Raw genomic sequence first — 18,940 nt, forward strand, 5'->3', positions numbered from 1 at the left:
GGACCCAGCCCGGTCCTCGGGGATCTTTTACCGCTGACGCGCCCGGTCAGCTGGCATATGCGCGAAGGCGATCTGCGCGTTCGCCCTCGCGAAGCTTGCTCATCACTTCGCGTTCGATCTGCCGGACCCGCTCGCGCGACAACCCGAACAGCTTGCCGATCTGGTCGAGCGTGCGGGGCTGTCCGTCGTCGAGGCCGTACCGCAGGCGGATTACCTGCTGCTCGCGCTCGTCGAGCGTGCCCAGCACGGTCCGGACGTCGCTGTGCAGCAGTCCCGCGATGACGGCGTTCTCGGCGGACGTGGCTTCGGCGTCTTCGATGAAGTCACCGAGCGGCGCCTCCTCGTCGTTGCCGACCGGCATGTCGAGGCTCACCGGGTCGCGGCTGTGGTCGAGCAGATCGGCGATCTTCTCGACCGCGATGCCCGATTCGCTCGACAGTTCCGCATCGGTGGCTTCCCGGCCGAGTTGCTGGTGCAACTCACGCTTGATCCGGGCGAGCTTGTTGACCTGCTCGACGAGGTGGACGGGCAGGCGGATCGTGCGGCTCTGGTCGGCCATGCCGCGGGTGATGGCCTGACGGATCCACCACGTGGCATAGGTCGAGAACTTGAAGCCCTTCGCATAGTCGAACTTCTCCATCGCGCGGATCAGGCCGAGGTTGCCTTCCTGGATCAGGTCCAGCAGGGGCATACCACGTCCGGTGTACCGCTTCGCGAGCGAAACCACGAGACGCAGATTCGCCTCGAGCAGATGGCTGCGGGCGGCCTGGCCTTCGCGAACGACGATCGACAGGTCGCGCTTCTTCGCAGCAGTGAGCCGCTTCTTGGTCTCGAGCACGTGCTTGGCATACAGACCGGCCTCGATCCGCTTGGCCAGCTCCACCTCGTCGGCTGCCGTCAGCAGAGCTGTCTTGCCGATCCCGTTCAGATAAACGCGGACGAGATCAGCGGCGGGGCTCTGGCTGTCGATGTCCGAATCGACGCGAGCGGTTGTTGCGGGGCGTGCCATGACGTGCCTCCTCATCGGTGGTGTCTTACAAGCTTCAACGCTCGGAAGCCCACCGATAGTTCCCGTAAGACTGTGAGCACGACCGCACTGACCTGCGGAAACCTGCCGCTCGTCCTGAGAAGTTCCTGAGAGATCGTCCAGGCGGAACCCGCCACCGCCGCAGACGCCGGAATCAGGCCGGTTCGACCAGTCCGTGCCGGACCAGACCCTGGACGAGCGAGACGGCGTGCGTTGTCAGCGCGTCCTCGTCTTCCCCGTGTGCGGCGGCAAGCAACGTCACCAGGTCCTCCAACGGCAATCCGTCGGCCCGGAATCCTGCGAGCAGCGCGGCGGCGAGGTCGTCGATCTCGTGTTGCCACCCGGGTCCGTTGCCGCGGTGCACGCGGACGACGGCTTCTTTCCAGCCCTCCGCGCCGGGAAGATAGACCCGCTCGAGGGCGGTGTCGGGCCGCAGAGTGAACCGCGCGCCGAGCACATCGTGGTTCCGGAGCCACTCGACGCGCCGGAAGTAGTCGATCGCCTCGTCCCCGAGGGAATCGGTGGATCCGTGCCGTAGGTCTTCGGCGAGCACGTCCGACGGGCTGTCGGTCCGCCTCAGATAGACGAATCCGAACCCGACGCCCTCGACGCCGTTGCGTTCGAAGTGGTCGAGCCACTGCTCGGCGAGGGCTGCACCGTCGGGGTCGCGCTCGTCGGCGTCGCCGTCGCGCAGCCACGTCCCCACGTAGAGCGCGGGGTCCGCGACGTCTCGCTGGACGACCCAGGCGTCGACGCCGTGCGCAGGGAGCCAGGAGGCGACGCGGACCCGCCAGTCCTCACCGTCGACGTGCACCCACGACGCGAGCATCGCAGCGGTTCCACCGGGGTTCAGATACCGGACCGCCTGCGAGACCATCAGCTTGCTGGCGCCGTCGAGATCCATCCCGGAGTCCCGGTAACTGTGCTCGACGTCGCCGGTGCTCACCACGAACGGCGGGTTCGCGACGATGCGATCGAATGTCCTGCCCGCGACCGGCTCGAACCACGATCCCTCGAGCAGTTCCAGGTCGATCTCGTTGAGCGCCGCGCCGGCGGCGGTGAGGGTCAGGCACCGCGGCGTGATGTCGGTTGCGGTCACCGTGTCCGCGTACTCGGCGGCGCGGATCGCCTGGACGCCACATCCGGTGCCCAGATCGAGCACCGATCCGACCCGGTCGGTGGGAGTGGCGTGGAGCAGCGACAGGGAGGCCTGCCCGACGCCGAGAACGTGGTCGGGGCGGGTGACGGTGGGGCGGAGAGAGCCGTCGAGGTCCGAGAGCAACCACCGCGTGCCGGTCCCGGCGTCGAACGGGCGGAGGTCGAGTGCGGCGCGCACGCCGTCACCGTCGCGTTCGAGTAGTCCGGCCCGGATCGCGGCGGCCGGGGACAGGGGAGCGAGCGCGCGTGCCACGTCGTGCTCGGGGCAGGTGTCCTGCAACAGGAACAGGCGCACGAGCAGGCCCAGATCACCGGCCCCGCGGGCCGCGCGGCGCGCCGGTACCGGCTCCCCGCGACCGTATGCGGCGTGCGCCTCGGGCCCGAGCAGTTCCCGCACGGCGTCGAGGTCGTAGCGGGATCGGTTCAGCGCCGTGCGCAGGGCAGGGCAGATCGACAGAAGCAGGTCGCGGTCCACCCCGGCATTCTCGCAGGGCGTCGTGCGTCAGCCGTCGATGACCCGGCGGTCGGGTGCCTCGATGGCGGGGTTCGTGTCGAAACGGCCGTCCCAGCGGCTCGGCTCGTCTTTGCTGCGCGGCGGCCGATCGTTGGCGATCAGCACGGCGACCCAGGGGAGCGGGATCGACAGGCCGATGATGGCCATCGATATCCAGGGGTTTTCGAAGACGCCGTACGCGATCGCCGCCAGGATGAGCGCGGGGATACGGAACGACATCAACGTGAGGTATTTGCGGACCCGCGCTCGGTGCTGGTCCTCGAGAGACGCCGACGCCTCCGTGATCAGAACCGGGTTATCGGGCGATCCGTGGTCGGGAGATCCACCGAAACCTGAAGTTCTTGCCATAGCCTCCACCTTCCCACGACAGGTCCCGAGATGCACACGCGCATCCTCGGCCGTCGTGCGGCATCATGGATACGTGAGCACGGATACCAAGGAACGGCCGGATACCACCCCCGACGAGACGACCGAGGACGATACTCCCAAGTTCTTCCACTACGTGAAGAAGGACAAGATCGCGGAGAGCGCGGTCATGGGAACCCACGTGGTTGCGTTGTGCGGCGAGGTTTTCCCTGTGACGCGATCGCCCAAACCCGGTTCGCCGGTGTGCCCCGAGTGCAAGAAGGTCTATGAAGGCCTCCGCAGAGGCGGCGAGTGAGCCTCGGGCTCGGTTCCGGCGCCCGGATCCAGCGGTAGTACATCGGCATCGTCGGCCGGGGGAGAACTCTCTTCCCCGGCCGCTTCTGCATATTCGGGTGCGGTGCTGTCCGGACGGGGCCGGTCGACTTTCGTGCCGCCCCGCTCGAGTTCCATGCACTCCCCGTCGGTGTCGGCTCGCTCGTGCCGGTCGATCGGGCACGCCTCGGGTTGCTGGTCTCCCGGGCGCAACAGATCGGAAATCCGGATCGGGCTGGCCGCGGTGAGCCGCCGCGTGAGGTTGGTGACCGGACCGAGTTCGGGTGACGGCACCTGATCGGCCTGCGCCGACAGCCACTCTTTCCACTGTTCCATCCTGGTCGCACGCGCCGGCCAGAACTCCTGAACGGTCGCGTTGAACTCGGCGCCCAGCACGACCGCGAATCCCAGGAAGAACGTGAACAGCAGGAACGCGATGGGCGCGGCCAGCGCTCCGTAGGTGTACCCGGTCGACGCGATGATCGTCAGGTACCAGCGCAGTCCCACGCTCGCGGCGATGAAGAACGCGCCGGCGACCAGCGCACCTCCGAGCAGTCGGTGCCAGGGCAGCGACTTCGGCAGGGCCACCTTGTAGAGCGTGGTGAGACCGAGGAGCAGCAGCAGTCCGACACCCGGGTAGTAGAACGTGTCGACGATGCTCGATCCGAGCGTGTACCAGGAGTCGGGCAGCAACCGGCCGATCATCGTCGGGCCCAGAGCGACGAGCGGCAGGGTGAACACCGCCAGGATGAGAAACATCACGTAGAGCAGCAGTCCGAAGATGCGCTGCCAGATCGGGTTGCGGTGGTTCTGCTGATGGTGGGCTTCCACGATCGAATCGACGAAGGTGGCAATCGCCGACGACCCCGCCCACAGCGACAGCACGAACCCGACGGACATCACGTCGGCGCGTCCGCGGTTGAGGACATCCTCGACCGTGGGCTGGATGATCTGGTCCACCACGCTGTCGCTGAACGCCGTACGGGTGAACGTGACGATCTTGGAGGTGATGATGTCCACCGTGTCGGGTCCGAACCATCCGCCCACGTAACCGAGGCTGCCGAGCAGCCCGAGCAGCAGTGGCGGCAACGACAGTGTCTGCCAGAAGGCCGCGGTTGCCGCCTTGCTGAAGATCGAGTGATTCCAGGACATCGCCAGGGTGTGGCCGATGACCTGCCCAGTCCGGCGTACCGCGTGCCGCAGGCGGCCGCGGGGCTGAGAGGTGGGGGATCGGGGTGTGTCGTTCATCTGCTTCCAGCATTCCCGACGACGTGCCGTCATGCGCGTAGCCGGGCCGGTAGGTGCAGGGAAAGTCTGCCACGATCCCGCCGGAGGTGATCGTCGGCGCGCGGTTCGTGACCGGGATCGGCGCGCGGAGACGTTAGGCTTCATGACGGTCGGCGTCCGGTCGAGGCGCACTGCGTCGCGGCACCGGCGGAGGTCGATCAGAGCTATGCGGACAAGGAGCACGAGAAACCGGTGAGCATCGAAACCGTCGGACAAGCTACGACCTCCGCCCCGGCGGGACAGCTGCGCGCCTGGCAGCGTCGCGCCCTGACCAAGTACCTGGCGACCAAGCCTCGTGATTTCCTGGCGGTGGCGACCCCGGGCGCCGGCAAGACCACCTTCGCGCTGCGTGTCGCGTCGGAACTGCTGCGCGACCGCACCGTCGATCAGATCACGGTGGTCGCGCCCACCGAACACCTCAAGCATCAGTGGGCGGCGGGTGCCGCGCGCGTCGGTATCGCCCTCGACTCGAATTTCTCGAACTCGACGGGCCAGACCTCGAGTGATTTCCAGGGTGTGGTCGTCACGTATGCACAGGTGGCCTCGCACCCCTTCAAACACCGGGTACGCACCGAAGCGCGCCGCACCCTCGTCATACTCGACGAGATCCACCACGGTGGTGACGCCAAGAGCTGGGGTGAGGGCATCCGTGAGGCATTCGGTGACGCCACCCGGCGTCTCGCGCTCACCGGTACCCCGTTCCGCAGTGACGACAGCGCCATTCCGTTCGTCACGTACGAGCCGAACGGTGACGGACTGATGCAGTCCAAAGCCGACCACTCCTACGGGTACGCCGACGCCCTCGCCGACGGCGTGGTGCGGCCCGTGGTGTTCCTCGCCTATTCGGGCGAGGCGCGGTGGCGTACCAATGCGGGGGAGGAGTTCACCGCACGCCTCGGCGAGCCGCTGAGCGCCGAACAGACGGCGCGAGCGTGGCGTACCGCTCTCGATCCCGAGGGCGACTGGATCCCGGCCGTCCTGCGGGCGGCGAACACCCGCCTGGAACAGTTGCGTGCCGGGGGGATGCCCGACGCCGGTGGGCTCGTCATCGCGACGGATCAGACAGTCGCCCGCGCGTATGCCCGAGCGCTCGAGGTCATCACCGGGGAGGCGCCCGCCGTCGTCCTGTCCGACGATCCCACCGCCTCGAAGCGGATCTCGGAGTTCAGCGCCAGCACCCAGCGCTGGATGGTCGCGGTGCGAATGGTGTCGGAAGGCGTCGACGTGCCCCGTCTCGCAGTGGGGGTGTACGCGACGAGCGCCTCCACCCCGCTGTACTTCGCGCAGGCGATCGGACGGTTCGTGCGTGCACGCCGCAAAGGCGAGACCGCCAGCGTCTTCCTCCCGTCCGTTCCGGTCCTCCTCGACCTCGCCAGCCAGCTCGAGGCTCAGCGCGACCACATTCTCGGCAAACCCCACCGGGTGAAGGAGGGGTTCGACGACGAGTTGCTCGCCGACGCCAACCGCCGTAAGGACGAGCCGGGGGAGGACGAGAAGGCGTTCCAGTCGCTCGGTGCCGACGCCGAACTCGATCAGGTGATCTACGACGGTTCCTCGTTCGGCACCGCCACGTTCTCCGGGAGCGACGAGGAAGCCGACTATCTGGGGTTGCCCGGCCTGCTCGACGCGGACCAGATGCGAGCCCTGCTGCGGCAACGTCAGGAACAGCAACTCGAGAAGCCGAAAGCGGTTCCCGCGCACGAACCTCCCCCTCAGGTCACGGAGCGGGTCGCGACCGCCGATTCGCTGGCGCAGTTGCGTCGTGAGCTCAATTCGCTCGTCGCGGTGGTACACCACCGGACCGGTAAGCCGCACGGGGTGATCCACGGGGATTTGCGCCGGCAGTGTGGAGGTCCGCCGACGGCGATGGCCAGTGTCGAGCAGTTGCGAGATCGGATCGCGATCCTGCGGACCTGGTGACAGACGGAGAGCCGGAACAGACGGAAGCGGGCGACCACATCTGCTGTGGTCGCCCGCTTCGGGTCGGATGTCGGAGCCGTGTGGCTCTCGACGGCGGATCAGACGGTCGCGTCGGATTCCTCTTCGGTGGCAATCGTCGCTCCGAGTTCACGGAGACGATCGGTGTGCTCGCTGGCGTGGTGGCCACAGAACAGCAATTCACCACCGGTCGGAAGGACGGCGCGCACGCGAGCGGCAGCATTACACCGATCGCAGCGATCTGCAGCGGTCAACTTCGGGCTGGTCAACGTACCGGGCATGACTCCTCCAAACTGGCTACCGCTGAAATCGGGTGCCTGGGGTCTGGTCCGCCGCGCCGGGGGTAGCGCGGTGGATCTACTCTGACAGACGTTTCGTTTCGATGCGTTGTTCCCCGGGGTGCCCAATGGTGGCGCGGTTCACGCATGGACCAGCGAAAAGGCCCCGACGTGGAGCTTTGTCCCAGGGTGTGTTCGCTGACAGCGCAGCGTCGAACCAGCGAGTCCCGGCAGCGCTGGGCTGCGGGGAGAGATTCGACACCGCTACGAGGACAATGAGCCGATGACCGACACTCTCCTCCACCTCTGCCCACGCGACGAGTGGGACCGGGCTCGGGACGCAGGCGCCCTGACGCCGCTGTCGCTGAGCGAGACCGGATTCGTGCACCTGTCGACGCCCGCGCAGGTGCATCTGCCCGCCAACCGGTTGTTCGCCGGCCGGACCGACCTGCTGCTGTTGCACGTGGACCCCTCGGCGCTCACCGACCCGGTGCGCTACGAGCCGGGTGTGCCCGAAGACCCCGAGTCGATGCGGTTCCCGCACCTGTACGGCCTGCTGCCGGTCGGTGCGGTCGTCGCCGTCACCGAATACCTGCCCGGCGCCGACGGCCGGTTCGCGCGACTGTGAGGGTCCGGCGTCGTCATCGGACTGCAGCGAGGGGCGTGCCGGAGTGAACAACGAGAACGAGGGCCACCCCGCGGGGTGGCCCTCGTTCTCGTTGTTCTGTCAGTCGAGGTAGTCGCGCAGTACCTGCGACCGGGACGGATGCCGCAGCTTCGACATCGTCTTCGACTCGATCTGGCGGATACGCTCGCGGGTCACGCCGTACACCTGCCCGATCTCGTCGAGCGTGCGCGGCTGCCCGTCCGTGAGGCCGAAGCGCAGCCGGACGACGCCGGCCTCGCGCTCGGAGAGGGTCTCGAGGACAGACTGCAGCTGGTCCTGAAGCAGCGTGAACGACACCGCGTCGACGGCGACGACCGCTTCGGAGTCCTCGATGAAGTCGCCGAGCTGGCTGTCGCCCTCGTCGCCGATCGTCTGGTCGAGCGAAATGGGCTCACGCGCGTACTGCTGGATCTCCAGCACCTTCTCGGGCGTGATGTCCATTTCCTTCGCCAGCTCTTCCGGCGTGGGTTCGCGTCCCAGATCCTGGAGGAGTTCGCGCTGGATGCGGCCGAGCTTGTTGATGACCTCGACCATGTGCACCGGGATACGGATGGTGCGGGCCTGGTCGGCCATCGCACGCGTGATCGCCTGCCGGATCCACCACGTGGCGTACGTGGAGAACTTGTAACCCTTGGTGTAGTCGAACTTCTCGACCGCGCGGATGAGACCGAGGTTGCCTTCCTGGATCAGGTCCAGGAACGCCATTCCGCGGCCGGTGTAGCGCTTGGCGAGCGAGACCACGAGTCGCAGGTTCGCCTCGAGGAGGTGGTTCTTCGCGCGGTTGCCGTCGCGGCAGATCCAGTTCATGTCGCGCCGCTGCGCGACGGGCAGCTTCTCGCCCTTCTCGGCGAGCTGTTGCAGACGGTAGACGGCGTAGAGGCCTGCCTCGATCCGCTTGGCGAGCTCGACTTCTTCCTCGGCGTTGAGCAGGGCGACCTTGCCGATCTGCTTCAGGTACGCGCGCACCGAGTCGGCAGAAGCGGTGAGTTCGGCATCCTTACGGGCCTGACGAAGCGCCTCGGACTCCTCTTCGTCCCAGACGAAGTCACCGGACGCCTTGTCCTTCTCGGTGGGCTCTTCCTCTTCCACCACGACATCCTCGGTGGTGGCGAGTTCTCCCTCGGAGATCTCGAGGTCGGCGAGATCGGCAACGCTGGTCGCGTCGAACTCTTCCTCGCCGGCCGCTCCGGCGGCCTTCTTCGCTGCGGCCTTCTTGGCGGGAGCCTTTTTGGCTGCGGCCTTCTTGGCAGGAGCTTTCTTCGCTGCGGCCTTCTTGGCGGGAGCCTTCTTTGCTGCGGCCTTCTTCGCTGGCGACTTGGCGCTCGGCGCGGTATCCGCGGCGGTGCCGTCAGCGTCGGCGGCGGCGCCCGAGGCGCCTGCAACGGGTGCGGATTCGTTCTCTGAATCAGCGGTGTGGATGTCGGTGGCTGCCACGTACGCCCTTTCGTGACGAGGTAGTGCGGCGTCGCGCCAGAGGTGTTCCGGCGGAGAGGTCTGTCGGGATCAGGCCGGTTCCGGCCGGCTGAGGACCATTGTAACGATTCCGTCCGGGGAGGATGAGCGCGACTCAGGGTGTTACGCCGGTTTTCGCTGCGTATGCGGCTCCGACGATCCCCGCCGCGTTGCGCAGTTCGGCGGGAACGACCGGAGTTCGGTTGGTCAGGAGCGGGATCCACTTGTGATGTTTACGGCTGATCCCGCCTCCCGCGATGAACAGGTCCGGCCACAGCAGCGCTTCGTAGTGCTCGAGAACGCGGGAGACTTCCTTGGCCCACTGCTTGTACGACAGACCGAGCTTGTCCTTGACCGAGGACGCCGCGATGTGTTCGGCCTCGCGCCCGCCGATCTCCATGTGGCCGAACTCGGTGTTGGGGAGAAGGACGCCGTTGTGCAGCACGGCCGAGCCGATGCCCGTACCGAAGGTGAGCAGGATGACCACTCCGTCGGTGTCCTTCGCCGCGCCGAAGCGATCTTCGGCGATCCCGGCAGCATCGGCGTCGTTGAGGATGGACACGTCCTGCCGTCCGAGTGCGCCCGTGAACAGTTCGTGCGCATCGGTGCCGATCCAGGACGAGTCGATGTTGGCGGCGGTGCGCACGACTCCCCCCATCAGGACCGACGGCAGGGTGACACCCACCGGGCCGGACCATCCGGCCTGGTCCGCGATTTCGGCAACCGTCGCGGCGACCGAATCCGGTGTCGACGGCTGCGGAGTGAGGATCTTGATGCGTTCACCGACGAGTTCCCCGGTGTCGAGGTCCACCACCGCACCCTTGATGCCACTGCCTCCGACGTCGACACCGAACCCCAGGTTCGACGACTGCACCGATTTCGACGAAACCGTCGGGGTGTCCTGGGTCATCACGTGTTCCTCTCGCTCGGATCGGCCCGGGGGAATCCGGACTGCGCCTGTGTCGCAACGATAGTGTGGTCCGTCGCGGCGCGGGGTCGCGAACCGGTGCATCTCCGTTTCCGCGGGCCGCGAGTGGTGCGCTGGTGTCCTGCGTGCGGGTGTGTTCGGATGAGGAGATGCCTGCCGAGCGAAACGCCACCCCATCGGAATTGTCCGCCCTGCGCGAGGTGGCCGTCACGGTTGCCCGGGAGGCCGCCGACCATGTCCGGGCCCGTCGCGGTGAACTCTTCGGCCCGCCCGGATCCGACGGCACCGATTCGGTCCGCACGAAATCCACGCATACCGATCCCGTCACCGTGGCGGACACCGAGAGCGAGGACCTGATCCGTGCCCGCTTGCGCGAGCTGCGACCCGGGGACGCGTTTCTCGGCGAGGAGAGCGGGAGCAGCGAGGTGGCCGGCACGGGGGAGACCGGAGTGTGCTGGGTGGTGGATCCGATCGACGGCACCGTCAACTTCGTCTACGGCATCCCGGCGTCCGCCGTCTCGGTCGCCGCGCAGGTGGACGGCCGATCGATCGCGGGGGCGGTCGTCGACATCACGTCCGGCGACATGTACTCGGCTGCCCTGGGCGCGGGCGCGACCCTCACGGACGCGCGCGGCACGGAGACGCCGCTGCGATGCAACCCGGTGACCGACCTGGGGATGTCGCTCGTGGCGACGGGCTTCTCCTACACTCCGGGCCGGCGCGCTCATCAGGGCGCGATAGTCGCAGCGCTCCTGCCGCGGGTCCGCGACATCCGGCGGATCGGCGCCGCAGCGCTCGACCTGTGCATGGTGGCCGCGGGTCGCGTGGACGCGCACTACGAGCACGGCCTCAATCCGTGGGACTGGGCGGCGGGTGCGCTCGTCGCGGCCGAGGCGGGCGCGACGGTACGGGTGCCCGAGGGTTTCGGCGACGCCGGAGAGATCACCGTCGCGGCGGCGCCGGGTATTGCGGTCGCTTTCAACGAGTTACTCGCCGAATTAGGCGCAAATGACGCCGCGCCGAATTGAGTATTCCGCCCGGTTCACCCGAATATGCTTTGTGTCGCGTCACGTCGAAATAGTGAGCGGCGTCCCCTTTTGCACTCGAAGTGAAAAAGTGATCAGCAACGGGCGTCGCGCGCGGCGGTGAGAAGGTCGATGTCGAGGGGCGCCGAACCCTCTCCGGCCGGGACCTCGCGGAGGGTCCGCAGGACCTCTTCCGCGTCCGCAGAGGGGGAGAGGTCCTTGAAGTACGTCCCGAGGGCGAAGTCGACGGTGTCGTCCCCGCGCTCGTCCAGGACCAGCTCGGCGCACGGTGCGAGCAGCCAGACCGCGCTCGCCGCGGCCTTACCGGACTCCCCGAACCGGATCTGTCCCTGGCACTGCATGTTCTGATCCAGGTACACGGGGTCGTTGCCGGCCTGAACATCCGGCGCGCTGGCGAAGCCGTAGTCGCTCAGCTGCGCAGCGACGTGTGTCGCCTGGCCACGCTCGCCGTTGGCGTTGAACACGCGAACGCGGGTGGCTGCGAGGGGCGCGGGCTCGACGTCGAGCAGAGTGGACCGATCGACGACGTCTCCGAGAGGTGCGGGCTCGGCGCCGTCCGGGCCTGATGCGCCGAGGGCCGGAGCGTTGCATGCGACGGTGGTGGTCACCGGCTCGACCGAGCTGAACACCGAGGTCCAGACGACGATGGTCGCGGCCGCGAGGACTGCCGCGGCGATCGCTGCCGGGAGTGTCCGGCGGTGACGGAACGGCCGGCCGCGCTTGTCGGTAGCGGTGCCTTGGGTGATCAGGGAAACCACGCCGCCCTGCCTCTCGTGTTCGTGCCGGTGATGGTGCGCACTCACTCTAGAGGGCGGCGCCTTCGGAAGGTGGAGGCCTCCGGAGGTGTCTGCCTTCGCGGGGAGGGAATGCCACGGGTTTCTGTGGTGTTGGTGACAATTGCTCGACAATTCCGGGCGGGCGGCGAAATTGATTGCATATTTCGGGTCCGCGTCGGCTATTGTTCGGCGGCCCGAGTCGTAGGAGTTGCACGACGCGGGTTCGAATGCACGTATTCGGGTATGTCCGGGGTTCCGGACTTATCCCAGGGAACTTCATGACACCGTCGAGCGTTGCCTTGGCCGGGAGCACCTTCGGTGCTTCTGCTGAGCGCCCGCACGAAGATTAGAAGGTAAGAGGACATGGCGACTGACTACGACGCACCGCGGCGGACCGAAAGTGACGAGGTGTCGGAGGATTCACTGGAGGAACTGAAGGCGCGGCGCAACGAAGCGCAGTCCGCTGTGGTGGACGTCGACGAATCGGATACCGCCGAGTCTTTCGAGTTGCCCGGTGCCGATCTGTCCGGCGAAGAGCTGTCGGTGCGCGTCGTGCCCAAGCAGGCCGACGAGTTCACGTGCTCGAGCTGCTTCCTGGTGCACCACCGCAGCCGACTGGCAACCGAGGAGAACGGCGTCCTGATCTGCCGCGACTGCGCAGCATGAGATCGCCCCGCGACTGCGCAGCCTGAGGTCGCCGCGCGGCCGCTCGGCATGACCATGCCGCGCGGCCGCTCCGTGTGACGACCTCAGGGCGCTGCGGCGACCGGGTGGTTGCGACCTGATGGTTGCTTCCCGCGGGTGCTCCCTGTGGCTACTTTCCTGTGGAAACGTCGCAGCCCAACGCTTCGAGCAACTCGGCGGGACGCCGGGTACTGATCAGCCAGTAGGGCGTCGGGTCGTCGGGATCGTCGAGTACAACCATCGCCATCGTCCCGACCCACGGCCGGTGCTGGACGAATGCGGCCGGATCGAGCTGGCGGCCGAGCGCAGCGCTCTTCGCCGACGCCGGAACCACCACACCGCGTGAGATGACCTCCACCGGTAGATGTGCGCGTCCCACGACCAGCTCCCCGTCGACCACTTCGACCTTGCTGCGAGAGAGCCAGATCAGAGCCCAGATCGGGAAGGGCAGCAGCAGCACGTACGGCAGCCACGCGTAGAGGCCCGGCGCTCCCATATGGAGTTCCGCCGCGAGCAACGCAGCGATGCCGAGCCCGATGGGCCACCACCACCACGGCACCCACATCTGTTCGGAGAAGGTCGGGGTGCCGGTGGTCCGGCCGGGGGTCGCTCCGGAGCGAGAGGATCGAGACACAGGCCCAGGATAGTCGCCCGTATCGGACGGCCTCGCGCCCGCAGCGGGGGACAGGCATCCGCAGAGTAACCTCGGTCCACGTGACCGACCTTCCGCGCATCCCGCTGCGTCGCCTCGACCCCGGGATCCCTGTGCCCACCCGTGCTCACCCCGGTGACGCAGGTGTCGACCTGTGCACGACCGCCGACCTGACTCTCCAACCGGGCCAGCGAGCTCTCGTGGGGACCGGCATCTCTGTTGCCCTGCCGATCGGTACCGTCGGGCTCATCCATCCGCGGTCCGGACTCGCAGCGAAGTTCGGTCTGTCGGTGGTGAACACCCCCGGGACGGTCGACGCCGGATACCGTGGAGAGATCAAGGTGTGCCTGATCAACCACGACACCGAAAACGCCGTCGAGCTGCGCCGCGGTGACCGGATCGCCCAGTTGCTGGTCCAACGCGTCGAACTCGCCGAGTTCGTGGAGGTCGACGAACTCGACGACACCGCACGCGGAAGCGGCGGATACGGATCGAGCGGCGGACACGCCGGTCTCGTGAAGGAAGGTTCCTGACATGTTCGGACGTCGCAAGAATCGTGGACCGGATACCGGTGCCGATCGCGCTGAGCAGTCCTACGCGGACGACGGCAGCTTCGGTGATGCCGGGTACGACGAGGCCGGGTACGACGAGGCCGGTTACGGCACTGGCGCGTACGACGAGGCGGGATACGACCACGCGACCGGTGCCGCCGGCGACGAAGGGCCCTTCGACATCACCGAGATCGACGAAGAGGACCTCACCGGTTCCCGTCTCGATCTCGGCTCCGTGCTGGTGCCCCTCCCGCAGGGAAGCCAGATCCAGGTCGAGATGGCGCAGAACGGTGCGCCGCAGAACGTTCACCTCGTCACCCGGTACGGGCGGATCACCGTCTCGGCGTACGCGGCGCCGAAGTCGCCGGGTCAGTGGCGCGAGGTCGCTGCGGAACTGTCCGAGACCCTGCGCAACGACAACGCGACCGTGAGTATGGAATCCGGTCCGTGGGGTAGGGAACTGCACGGTGTGACGCCGAACGCGGACCTCCGGTTCATCGGTGTGGACGGCCCTCGCTGGATGATTCGGTGTGTTGTCGCCGGTCCGGCCGGAAACGCCGGCGGGGATTCGGAACTGGTAGCACTCGCGCGATCCGTCGTCGCGGGGACTGTGGTGCGACGAGGAGCAGAGCCGTATCCGGTGCGCACGCCGTTGCCCGTCGTCCTTCCCGAAGCACTCGCGCAGCAGCTCGCTGCGGCAGCGCAGCAACAAGCCGCGGCGCGACAGCAACCCGCTCAGCAGCAACCCGTTCAGCAGGGAGCCGCCCCACAGCAGCAACGCGGTCCGCAAGGCGCCCCGGCTGCGCCTCCGGCGCCGCGTCAGGGTGGACCCGCACCGCAGGCGCGCGCAGGAACGAACCCGCCGCCGCCGAGCACGCGGCAGCCGCAGCCGCCTCGCCGCGGCGAGTCCGGCTCCGCTATGCAGCAGCTGGGCTTCTAGCCCGTACCGCCGGTCCGGTCCTCACGCGGGGCCGGGCCGGCGCACGCCTGGTCGAGCGCCGTCAGGCACATCGTGCCGAGCCGGCCCGGATCCGCGCCGATGTCGGCCAGTCGGAGGCTCCCCAGCGCGGCACGCGGAATCTCCCGCGCCCATTGCTCCGCCGTCTCGAACGGATGGACCGCATCGTCGACGGCCGCAGCGATCCCGACCGGCACCTCGAGAGCGCGCAGCCTGTCCACGTCGAGCGCGTGCATACCGGCGGCTTCCTCGAGCGCCGACGGCAGGTCGGGCCACTGAGCCTTCCAAGATCGGGTCAGCTCTGTGGCAAGCCAGGAAGGACTCGACGCCGCCATCGCGGCCGTCACCGCGTCCAAACCGTGAGCACGGAGTTCCGACGCAGTCCATCGCGCGCTCGCCGCGGCAGGCGCCGCGGCAGGATCGCCGGTCCACGCGGGCAGGGCCGCGAGCACTCCCGCAGCGAGATCCGGATGCTCCGCCGCCCACTGCAGGGCGACCGCGGCCCCGATCGACACTCCACCGACCAGGATCGGGCCGCTGCGCGCGGCAGCATCCATGGCGCGGACGTAGCTGCGCACGACTCCCCGAGGGTCGGGATCGACCGCCACGACGTCGATTCCCCGGGAACGCAGCGCGCCCCGGAAGACGCGGCCGACGAAGTTCGCATCCGAGCCGGTGCCGGGCAGAACGACGGCGACGGTGACAGTGCTGAGATCGATGGTGGAGGGCACAGTGCGGGGCATGTCACAATCCTGCCGAATGCTCGAAACCGGACCACAACTCGGTGTGCTTGTGCTTGCCCGGAATCGGTCTACAGTGGCGGTCGAACGACAACTTCGGGCACGCACATGTGCCCACCGTGTACAGGAGCGCGCCATGCCACCCGCCGCGGCCGGTTACCTACGCCGGCTCACTCGTCGGTTGACCGAGGATCTCGAGGAACTCGACGCAGAAGAGATGGCCGAGTCGTCTCATTCGACCGGCGCGCTTCCTGTCGTCAAGTGCACCCGCGGCCAGGAAGTGACCATGTTCGGCCGGCTCCGCAGCGTGGAGTCCTGCTCGAAAGCAGCCGCCCCGACAGTGCAGGCGGAGTTGTTCGACGGCACCGACTCCATCCTTCTGGTCTGGATCGGACGCCGCCGTATCCCGGGTATAGAAACCGGCAAGACCCTGCTCGTACGGGGGCGAGTCGGTGAACGCGACGGGCGACGGGTGATCTACAACCCCTACTACGAATTGCGCGGCCCGGCCTGACCGGGCGCGGACCGTGAGGCGCGAAGGGGCTCCGCACGTCCGCGACCGGGGTAGCCCCGGGAATATGGCACTCTCGTAGGAGTGAGCGACATCAGGCAGCAGACGATGCTGGAACAACTCGGTGGCATCAGCGGGTTGGTGTATTCGACGCTGCCCGTCCTGGTGTTCGTGCCGGTGAACAGTTGGTGGGGCCTGACGGCCGCGATCTGGGCGGCCGTGGCTGTCGCCTGCGGTGTCCTGGCGTGGCGGCTGATTCGAGGCACCCCTATTCAGCCCGCGATCTCGGGTTTCATCGGCGTCGCGGTGTGCGCGTTCATCGCGTATCGCACCGGTGATGCCAAGGGGTACTTCCTCTTCGGGATCTACGCCAGCCTGATCTACGGCGGAGCATTCGTCGTATCGGTGCTGGTCCGCAGGCCGCTCGTGGGCGTGGTCTGGGGGATGCTGAACGGGCAGGGCTCACGGTGGCGGTCGCACAAGGACGCCGTCCGTGCGTACGACATCGCGACCGTCGCGTGGGCACTGGTGTTCCTGGCGCGCTATCTGGTCCAGAACCACCTCTACGACGCCGACGAAACCGGCTGGCTGGCCGTGGCCCGCATCGGAATGGGCTGGCCGCTCACCGGCCTGGTATTGCTGGTGACCTTGTGGGCGGTACGCAAAGCCGACCGTCTCGTCGAGCCGGCTCCCGAAGCCGAGGAACCGGGGGAGACCCCGATTCCTCCCTCGGGCCGCCACCGCGAGGTGTGACTTCGCCCGGACGAGACAGCGCTACAACGCGCGGTGTTCTCCGTCGGGCAACGCCGGACCGCGGGAACCGTCCTTGAGCATGACGCCCGAGGCGCCGAGCCGCCGCGCACCGTCCACGAGTGCAGCAATCACCCGCGCGGCCCCCTCACATGTCATCCCGCCGGGCGGATGGATGTTCGACACACAGTTCCGCTCGGAGTCGCGGCGCCCCGGCTCGGGGTGATGCGTGAGGTAGACGCCGATACTGTCGGCGCTCGACAGTCCGGGGCGCTCACCGATGAGCACCAGCATGGTCGTGACGCCGAGCTGTGCGCCGATGTGGTCGCCGAGTGCGACCCGCGCCTGCGTGGCGATGACCGGCGGCGCGAAAGTCGGCCCGGGAAGCGCACGCACGATCGCTGCGACGAGCGCGGGGCCGTGGGCCAGGAGCGCGGTCGACGACAGGCCGTCGCACAGAGCGATCCCCACGTCGGCACCGCTGTGGGGAAGTGCGGTCCCGTCCTCTGGCCGGCGTCCCAGGTCGGGGCGGCGGAGATAGACGTCCCGGGTGGCGGCCGCGCTGCGCACCGTCAGAGGCGCACCGAGACGCGGGCGTCCGGGCAGATCATCGAATTCGAGCGCCTCCAGCTGCTGTGCGAGGGACTCCACGTCGAGAGGTGCATGAACGGCATCGCGGGCCGCCGCATGCGCCGCGACGAACTCGAGGTGCCGCCGCGTGGGCAAGCCGTTGCCGGCCCGTCCCAGTCCGATGCGGGCCTGCGTGTGGCGCCGGAGTGCCTCCCACGCGTCCGTCACAGCGCCCCTCCGAGTGCTCGCAGCGGCGAGGCCGCCATATCGACGGGCAGGATGCGCCCGGAATCGTCGGCCAAGCCCTGTGCCCGCAGCCGTTCCTCGAATTCGGGGCTGGGCCGCAGACCCATGACCTCCCGCGCATACAGCGCGTCGTGGAACGAGAGCGACTGGTAGCCGAGCATGACGTCATCCGCTCCCGGCACCGTGATGACGAACGCGGTGCCCGCGACGCCCAGCAACGTGAGCAGGGTGTCCATGTCGTCCTGGTCGGCCTCGGCGTGATTGGTGTAGCAGACGTCGACTCCCATGGGCAGGCCGAGGAGCTTGCCGCAGAACTGGTCCTCGAGCCCTGCCCTGATGATCTGTTTGCCGTCGTAGAGGTACTCGGGTCCGATGAAACCGACGACGGTGTTGACCAGGAGAGGATCGAGCTCACGCGCCACCGCGTACGCGCGGGCCTCCAAGGTCTGCTGATCCACTGGGCGTCCGCCGGCGCCCAGGTGTGTGCCCGACGAGAGCGCCGAGCCCTGACCGGTCTCCAGATACATCACGTTCTCGCCGACCGTTCCGCGGCGCAGCGCCCGCGCCGCCTCGTTGCCTTCACGCAGGAGGGCGAGATCGACTCCGAATCCGCGGTTGGCGCCTTCGGTGCCCGCGACCGACTGGAAGACCAGATCGACCGGCGCGCCCTGCGCCACCAGGTCGATGGTCGTCGTGATGTGGGTGAGTACACACGACTGGACCGGGATGGAGAACCGCTGCCGGATGTCGTCGAGCAACCGCAGGAGGTCGCCCACCGCGCGCGGGGAGTCGCTCGCGGGGTTGATGCCGACCACCGCGTCACCGCATCCCATCAGCAGGCCGTCGAGCACCGCCGCCGCGACACCGTGCGGGTCGTCGAGCGGATGGTTCGGTTGCAACCGGGTCGACAGTCGTCCCGGGAGGCCGATGGTGGTGCGGAAGGCACTCGTGACGGTCGCTGCCCGCGAGACCGCGATCAGGTCCTGGTTGCGCATGATCTTGCTCACCGCCGCGACCATCTCCGGGGTCAGCCCCGGCGCGAGTGCCCGCAGCGCGGGGGCAGGGTCCGGCTGCGCCGCGACGGTGAGCAGGTGGTCGCGGAAGCCGCCGACCGTCAGATGCGCGACGGGCGCACACGCGTCGGCGTCATGGGAGTCGATGATCAGACGGGTTACCTCGTCGGTGTCGTACGGAACGATCGCCTCGGTGAGAAATGCCGACAGCGGCACGTCCGCGAGCGCCCACTGAGCCGCCGCACGCTCGGCGTCGGAATGCGCGGCGCACCCGGCGAGTTCGTCGCCCGACCGCCGCGGCGACGCTTTCGCCAGGAGATCCACGAGACCCTGGAATTCGTATGCGACACCGGCGATCTGCTGCCGATACACGGTCATGGTTCGGTCACCTCCGAAGTCCCTCGGTCACGCCTCGGCGGCATGGTCGGCACAGCGTACCGAGGTGCGCCGTGCAGCGCCGGTCGGGTGAGGGCCGGAACCGGGACCAGGCACGGGAATCGTCCCGGGGTCCCGGCG

21 protein-coding genes are annotated in these 18,940 nt (G+C 68.0%); 9 read left to right on the top strand and 12 right to left on the bottom strand.

Translation table 11 applies throughout. From position 1 onward, the window contains the following. Positions 1–46: 46 nt before the first annotated feature. From HF877_RS08250 to HF877_RS08260, 3 genes are all read right to left on the bottom strand, one after another. Positions 47–1,009, bottom strand: a complete 963-nt coding sequence (locus HF877_RS08250; RefSeq protein ID WP_169620668.1) for a sigma-70 family RNA polymerase sigma factor — start codon at positions 1,007–1,009, stop codon at positions 47–49. A gap of 172 nt (positions 1,010–1,181) precedes the next feature. Continuing rightward, the gene (locus HF877_RS08255) at positions 1,182–2,660 is read right to left on the bottom strand and encodes a class I SAM-dependent methyltransferase (RefSeq protein ID WP_169620669.1); all 1,479 of its coding nucleotides are present in this window, start codon (positions 2,658–2,660) and stop codon (positions 1,182–1,184) included. A gap of 27 nt (positions 2,661–2,687) precedes the next feature. Further along, positions 2,688–3,047 carry a DUF3099 domain-containing protein gene (locus HF877_RS08260; protein WP_169620670.1) on the bottom strand — a complete coding sequence of 120 codons (360 nt, stop codon included), beginning with the start codon at positions 3,045–3,047 and terminating at the stop codon, positions 2,688–2,690. A gap of 73 nt (positions 3,048–3,120) precedes the next feature. On the opposite strand from HF877_RS08260, the gene HF877_RS08265 reads away from it, so the two are divergent. Beyond that, complete coding sequence (locus HF877_RS08265; RefSeq protein WP_169620671.1) at positions 3,121–3,360, top strand: DUF3039 domain-containing protein; 240 nt, start codon at positions 3,121–3,123, stop codon at positions 3,358–3,360. Here HF877_RS08265 and HF877_RS08270 read toward each other — a convergent pair. After that, positions 3,330–4,625: a YihY/virulence factor BrkB family protein gene (locus HF877_RS08270; RefSeq protein WP_240952122.1), complete on the bottom strand. Its 1,296-nt coding sequence runs from the start codon at positions 4,623–4,625 to the stop codon at positions 3,330–3,332. The two genes, HF877_RS08265 and HF877_RS08270, sit on opposite strands and share 31 nt — an antisense overlap. 231 nt (positions 4,626–4,856) lie before the next feature. On the opposite strand from HF877_RS08270, the gene HF877_RS08275 reads away from it, so the two are divergent. After that, positions 4,857–6,584, top strand: coding sequence for a DEAD/DEAH box helicase (locus tag HF877_RS08275; protein ID WP_169620672.1), 1,728 nt, complete (start codon positions 4,857–4,859; stop codon positions 6,582–6,584). Between the two features lie 98 nt (positions 6,585–6,682). Here HF877_RS08275 and HF877_RS08280 read toward each other — a convergent pair whose 3' ends face one another. After that, entirely contained in the window at positions 6,683–6,883 is a 201-nt protein-coding gene (locus tag HF877_RS08280) for a hypothetical protein (protein ID WP_169620673.1), read from the bottom strand. Positions 6,884–7,163: 280 nt separating this feature from the next. On the opposite strand from HF877_RS08280, the gene HF877_RS08285 reads away from it, so the two are divergent. Then, positions 7,164–7,508: a DUF952 domain-containing protein gene (locus HF877_RS08285; protein ID WP_169620674.1), complete on the top strand. Its 345-nt coding sequence runs from the start codon at positions 7,164–7,166 to the stop codon at positions 7,506–7,508. Between the two features lie 99 nt (positions 7,509–7,607). Here HF877_RS08285 and HF877_RS08290 read toward each other — a convergent pair whose 3' ends face one another. Both HF877_RS08290 and ppgK read right to left on the bottom strand, forming a co-directional pair. Next, positions 7,608–8,981 carry an RNA polymerase sigma factor gene (locus tag HF877_RS08290; RefSeq protein ID WP_169620675.1) on the bottom strand — a complete coding sequence of 458 codons (1,374 nt, stop codon included), beginning with the start codon at positions 8,979–8,981 and terminating at the stop codon, positions 7,608–7,610. 133 nt (positions 8,982–9,114) lie between these two features. Beyond that, positions 9,115–9,909 carry a polyphosphate--glucose phosphotransferase gene (ppgK, locus tag HF877_RS08295; protein ID WP_169620676.1) on the bottom strand — a complete coding sequence of 265 codons (795 nt, stop codon included), beginning with the start codon at positions 9,907–9,909 and terminating at the stop codon, positions 9,115–9,117. A gap of 167 nt (positions 9,910–10,076) precedes the next feature. Between ppgK and HF877_RS08300 the strand changes: the two genes are divergently transcribed. After that, positions 10,077–10,955 (top strand): inositol monophosphatase family protein, encoded by an 879-nt coding sequence (locus HF877_RS08300; protein WP_169620677.1) that lies wholly within the window; start codon positions 10,077–10,079, stop codon positions 10,953–10,955. A gap of 92 nt (positions 10,956–11,047) precedes the next feature. Here the strand turns inward: HF877_RS08300 and cei are convergent, their stop codons facing one another. After that, the gene (gene cei / locus HF877_RS08305) at positions 11,048–11,731 is read right to left on the bottom strand and encodes an envelope integrity protein Cei (RefSeq protein ID WP_169620678.1); all 684 of its coding nucleotides are present in this window, start codon (positions 11,729–11,731) and stop codon (positions 11,048–11,050) included. A 381-nt stretch (positions 11,732–12,112) separates the two neighbouring features. Here cei and HF877_RS08310 point away from each other — a divergent pair, with 381 nt between their 5' ends. After that, on the top strand, positions 12,113–12,415 hold the full coding sequence (locus tag HF877_RS08310; protein WP_169620679.1) for a DUF4193 domain-containing protein: 303 nt from the start codon (positions 12,113–12,115) through the stop codon (positions 12,413–12,415). A gap of 148 nt (positions 12,416–12,563) precedes the next feature. On the opposite strand, the gene HF877_RS08315 is transcribed toward HF877_RS08310, so the two are convergent. Then, on the bottom strand, positions 12,564–12,998 hold the full coding sequence (locus HF877_RS08315) for a DUF3093 domain-containing protein (protein WP_169620734.1): 435 nt from the start codon (positions 12,996–12,998) through the stop codon (positions 12,564–12,566). Between the two features lie 149 nt (positions 12,999–13,147). On the opposite strand from HF877_RS08315, the gene dut reads away from it, so the two are divergent. Beyond that, positions 13,148–13,618, top strand: a complete 471-nt coding sequence (dut, locus tag HF877_RS08320) for a dUTP diphosphatase (protein ID WP_169620680.1) — start codon at positions 13,148–13,150, stop codon at positions 13,616–13,618. Between the two features lies 1 nt (position 13,619). Continuing rightward, a complete protein-coding gene (locus HF877_RS08325; protein ID WP_169620681.1) occupies positions 13,620–14,576 on the top strand; it encodes a DUF3710 domain-containing protein in 957 nt (318 codons plus the stop codon). Here the strand turns inward: HF877_RS08325 and HF877_RS08330 are convergent. Further along, entirely contained in the window at positions 14,573–15,337 is a 765-nt protein-coding gene (locus HF877_RS08330) for an alpha/beta hydrolase (protein WP_169620682.1), read from the bottom strand. The genes HF877_RS08325 and HF877_RS08330 overlap by 4 nt on opposite strands. A gap of 133 nt (positions 15,338–15,470) precedes the next feature. On the opposite strand from HF877_RS08330, the gene HF877_RS08335 reads away from it, so the two are divergent. Then, positions 15,471–15,848, top strand: coding sequence for an OB-fold nucleic acid binding domain-containing protein (locus HF877_RS08335; protein WP_169620683.1), 378 nt, complete (start codon positions 15,471–15,473; stop codon positions 15,846–15,848). Between the two features lie 81 nt (positions 15,849–15,929). Next, positions 15,930–16,598 (top strand): DUF3159 domain-containing protein, encoded by a 669-nt coding sequence (locus HF877_RS08340; RefSeq protein ID WP_169620684.1) that lies wholly within the window; start codon positions 15,930–15,932, stop codon positions 16,596–16,598. Between the two features lie 21 nt (positions 16,599–16,619). Here HF877_RS08340 and eutC read toward each other — a convergent pair whose 3' ends face one another. Together eutC and HF877_RS08350 are read right to left on the bottom strand one after the other, a co-directional pair. Continuing rightward, entirely contained in the window at positions 16,620–17,393 is a 774-nt protein-coding gene (gene eutC / locus HF877_RS08345) for an ethanolamine ammonia-lyase subunit EutC (protein WP_169620685.1), read from the bottom strand. Beyond that, positions 17,390–18,802: an ethanolamine ammonia-lyase subunit EutB gene (locus HF877_RS08350; protein WP_169620686.1), complete on the bottom strand. Its 1,413-nt coding sequence runs from the start codon at positions 18,800–18,802 to the stop codon at positions 17,390–17,392. The genes eutC and HF877_RS08350 overlap by 4 nt, the downstream gene beginning before the upstream one ends. Positions 18,803–18,940 lie beyond the last annotated feature (138 nt).

The organism is Rhodococcus sp. BL-253-APC-6A1W (genome assembly GCF_012843405.1).
Lineage (GTDB): Bacteria > Actinomycetota > Actinomycetes > Mycobacteriales > Mycobacteriaceae > Rhodococcus.

Excerpts from the sequence above, each read along its gene's own strand:
- HF877_RS08315 (WP_169620734.1), bottom strand. The coding sequence starts at position 12,998 with ATGTGGGTGCCGTGGTGGTGGTGGCCCATCGGGCTCGGCATCGCTGCG.
- HF877_RS08260 (WP_169620670.1), bottom strand. The coding sequence starts at position 3,047 with ATGGCAAGAACTTCAGGTTTCGGTGGATCTCCCGACCACGGATCGCCC.
- HF877_RS08310 (WP_169620679.1), top strand. The coding sequence starts at position 12,113 with ATGGCGACTGACTACGACGCACCGCGGCGGACCGAAAGTGACGAGGTG.
- HF877_RS08330 (WP_169620682.1), bottom strand. The coding sequence starts at position 15,337 with ATGCCCCGCACTGTGCCCTCCACCATCGATCTCAGCACTGTCACCGTC.
- HF877_RS08325 (WP_169620681.1), top strand. The coding sequence starts at position 13,620 with ATGTTCGGACGTCGCAAGAATCGTGGACCGGATACCGGTGCCGATCGC.
- HF877_RS08285 (WP_169620674.1), top strand. The coding sequence starts at position 7,164 with ATGACCGACACTCTCCTCCACCTCTGCCCACGCGACGAGTGGGACCGG.
- ppgK (WP_169620676.1), bottom strand. The coding sequence starts at position 9,909 with ATGACCCAGGACACCCCGACGGTTTCGTCGAAATCGGTGCAGTCGTCG.
- HF877_RS08335 (WP_169620683.1), top strand. The coding sequence starts at position 15,471 with ATGCCACCCGCCGCGGCCGGTTACCTACGCCGGCTCACTCGTCGGTTG.
- HF877_RS08300 (WP_169620677.1), top strand. The coding sequence starts at position 10,077 with ATGCCTGCCGAGCGAAACGCCACCCCATCGGAATTGTCCGCCCTGCGC.
- HF877_RS08350 (WP_169620686.1), bottom strand. The coding sequence starts at position 18,802 with ATGACCGTGTATCGGCAGCAGATCGCCGGTGTCGCATACGAATTCCAG.
- HF877_RS08250 (WP_169620668.1), bottom strand. The coding sequence starts at position 1,009 with ATGGCACGCCCCGCAACAACCGCTCGCGTCGATTCGGACATCGACAGC.
- HF877_RS08280 (WP_169620673.1), bottom strand. The coding sequence starts at position 6,883 with ATGCCCGGTACGTTGACCAGCCCGAAGTTGACCGCTGCAGATCGCTGC.
- HF877_RS08270 (WP_240952122.1), bottom strand. The coding sequence starts at position 4,625 with ATGAACGACACACCCCGATCCCCCACCTCTCAGCCCCGCGGCCGCCTG.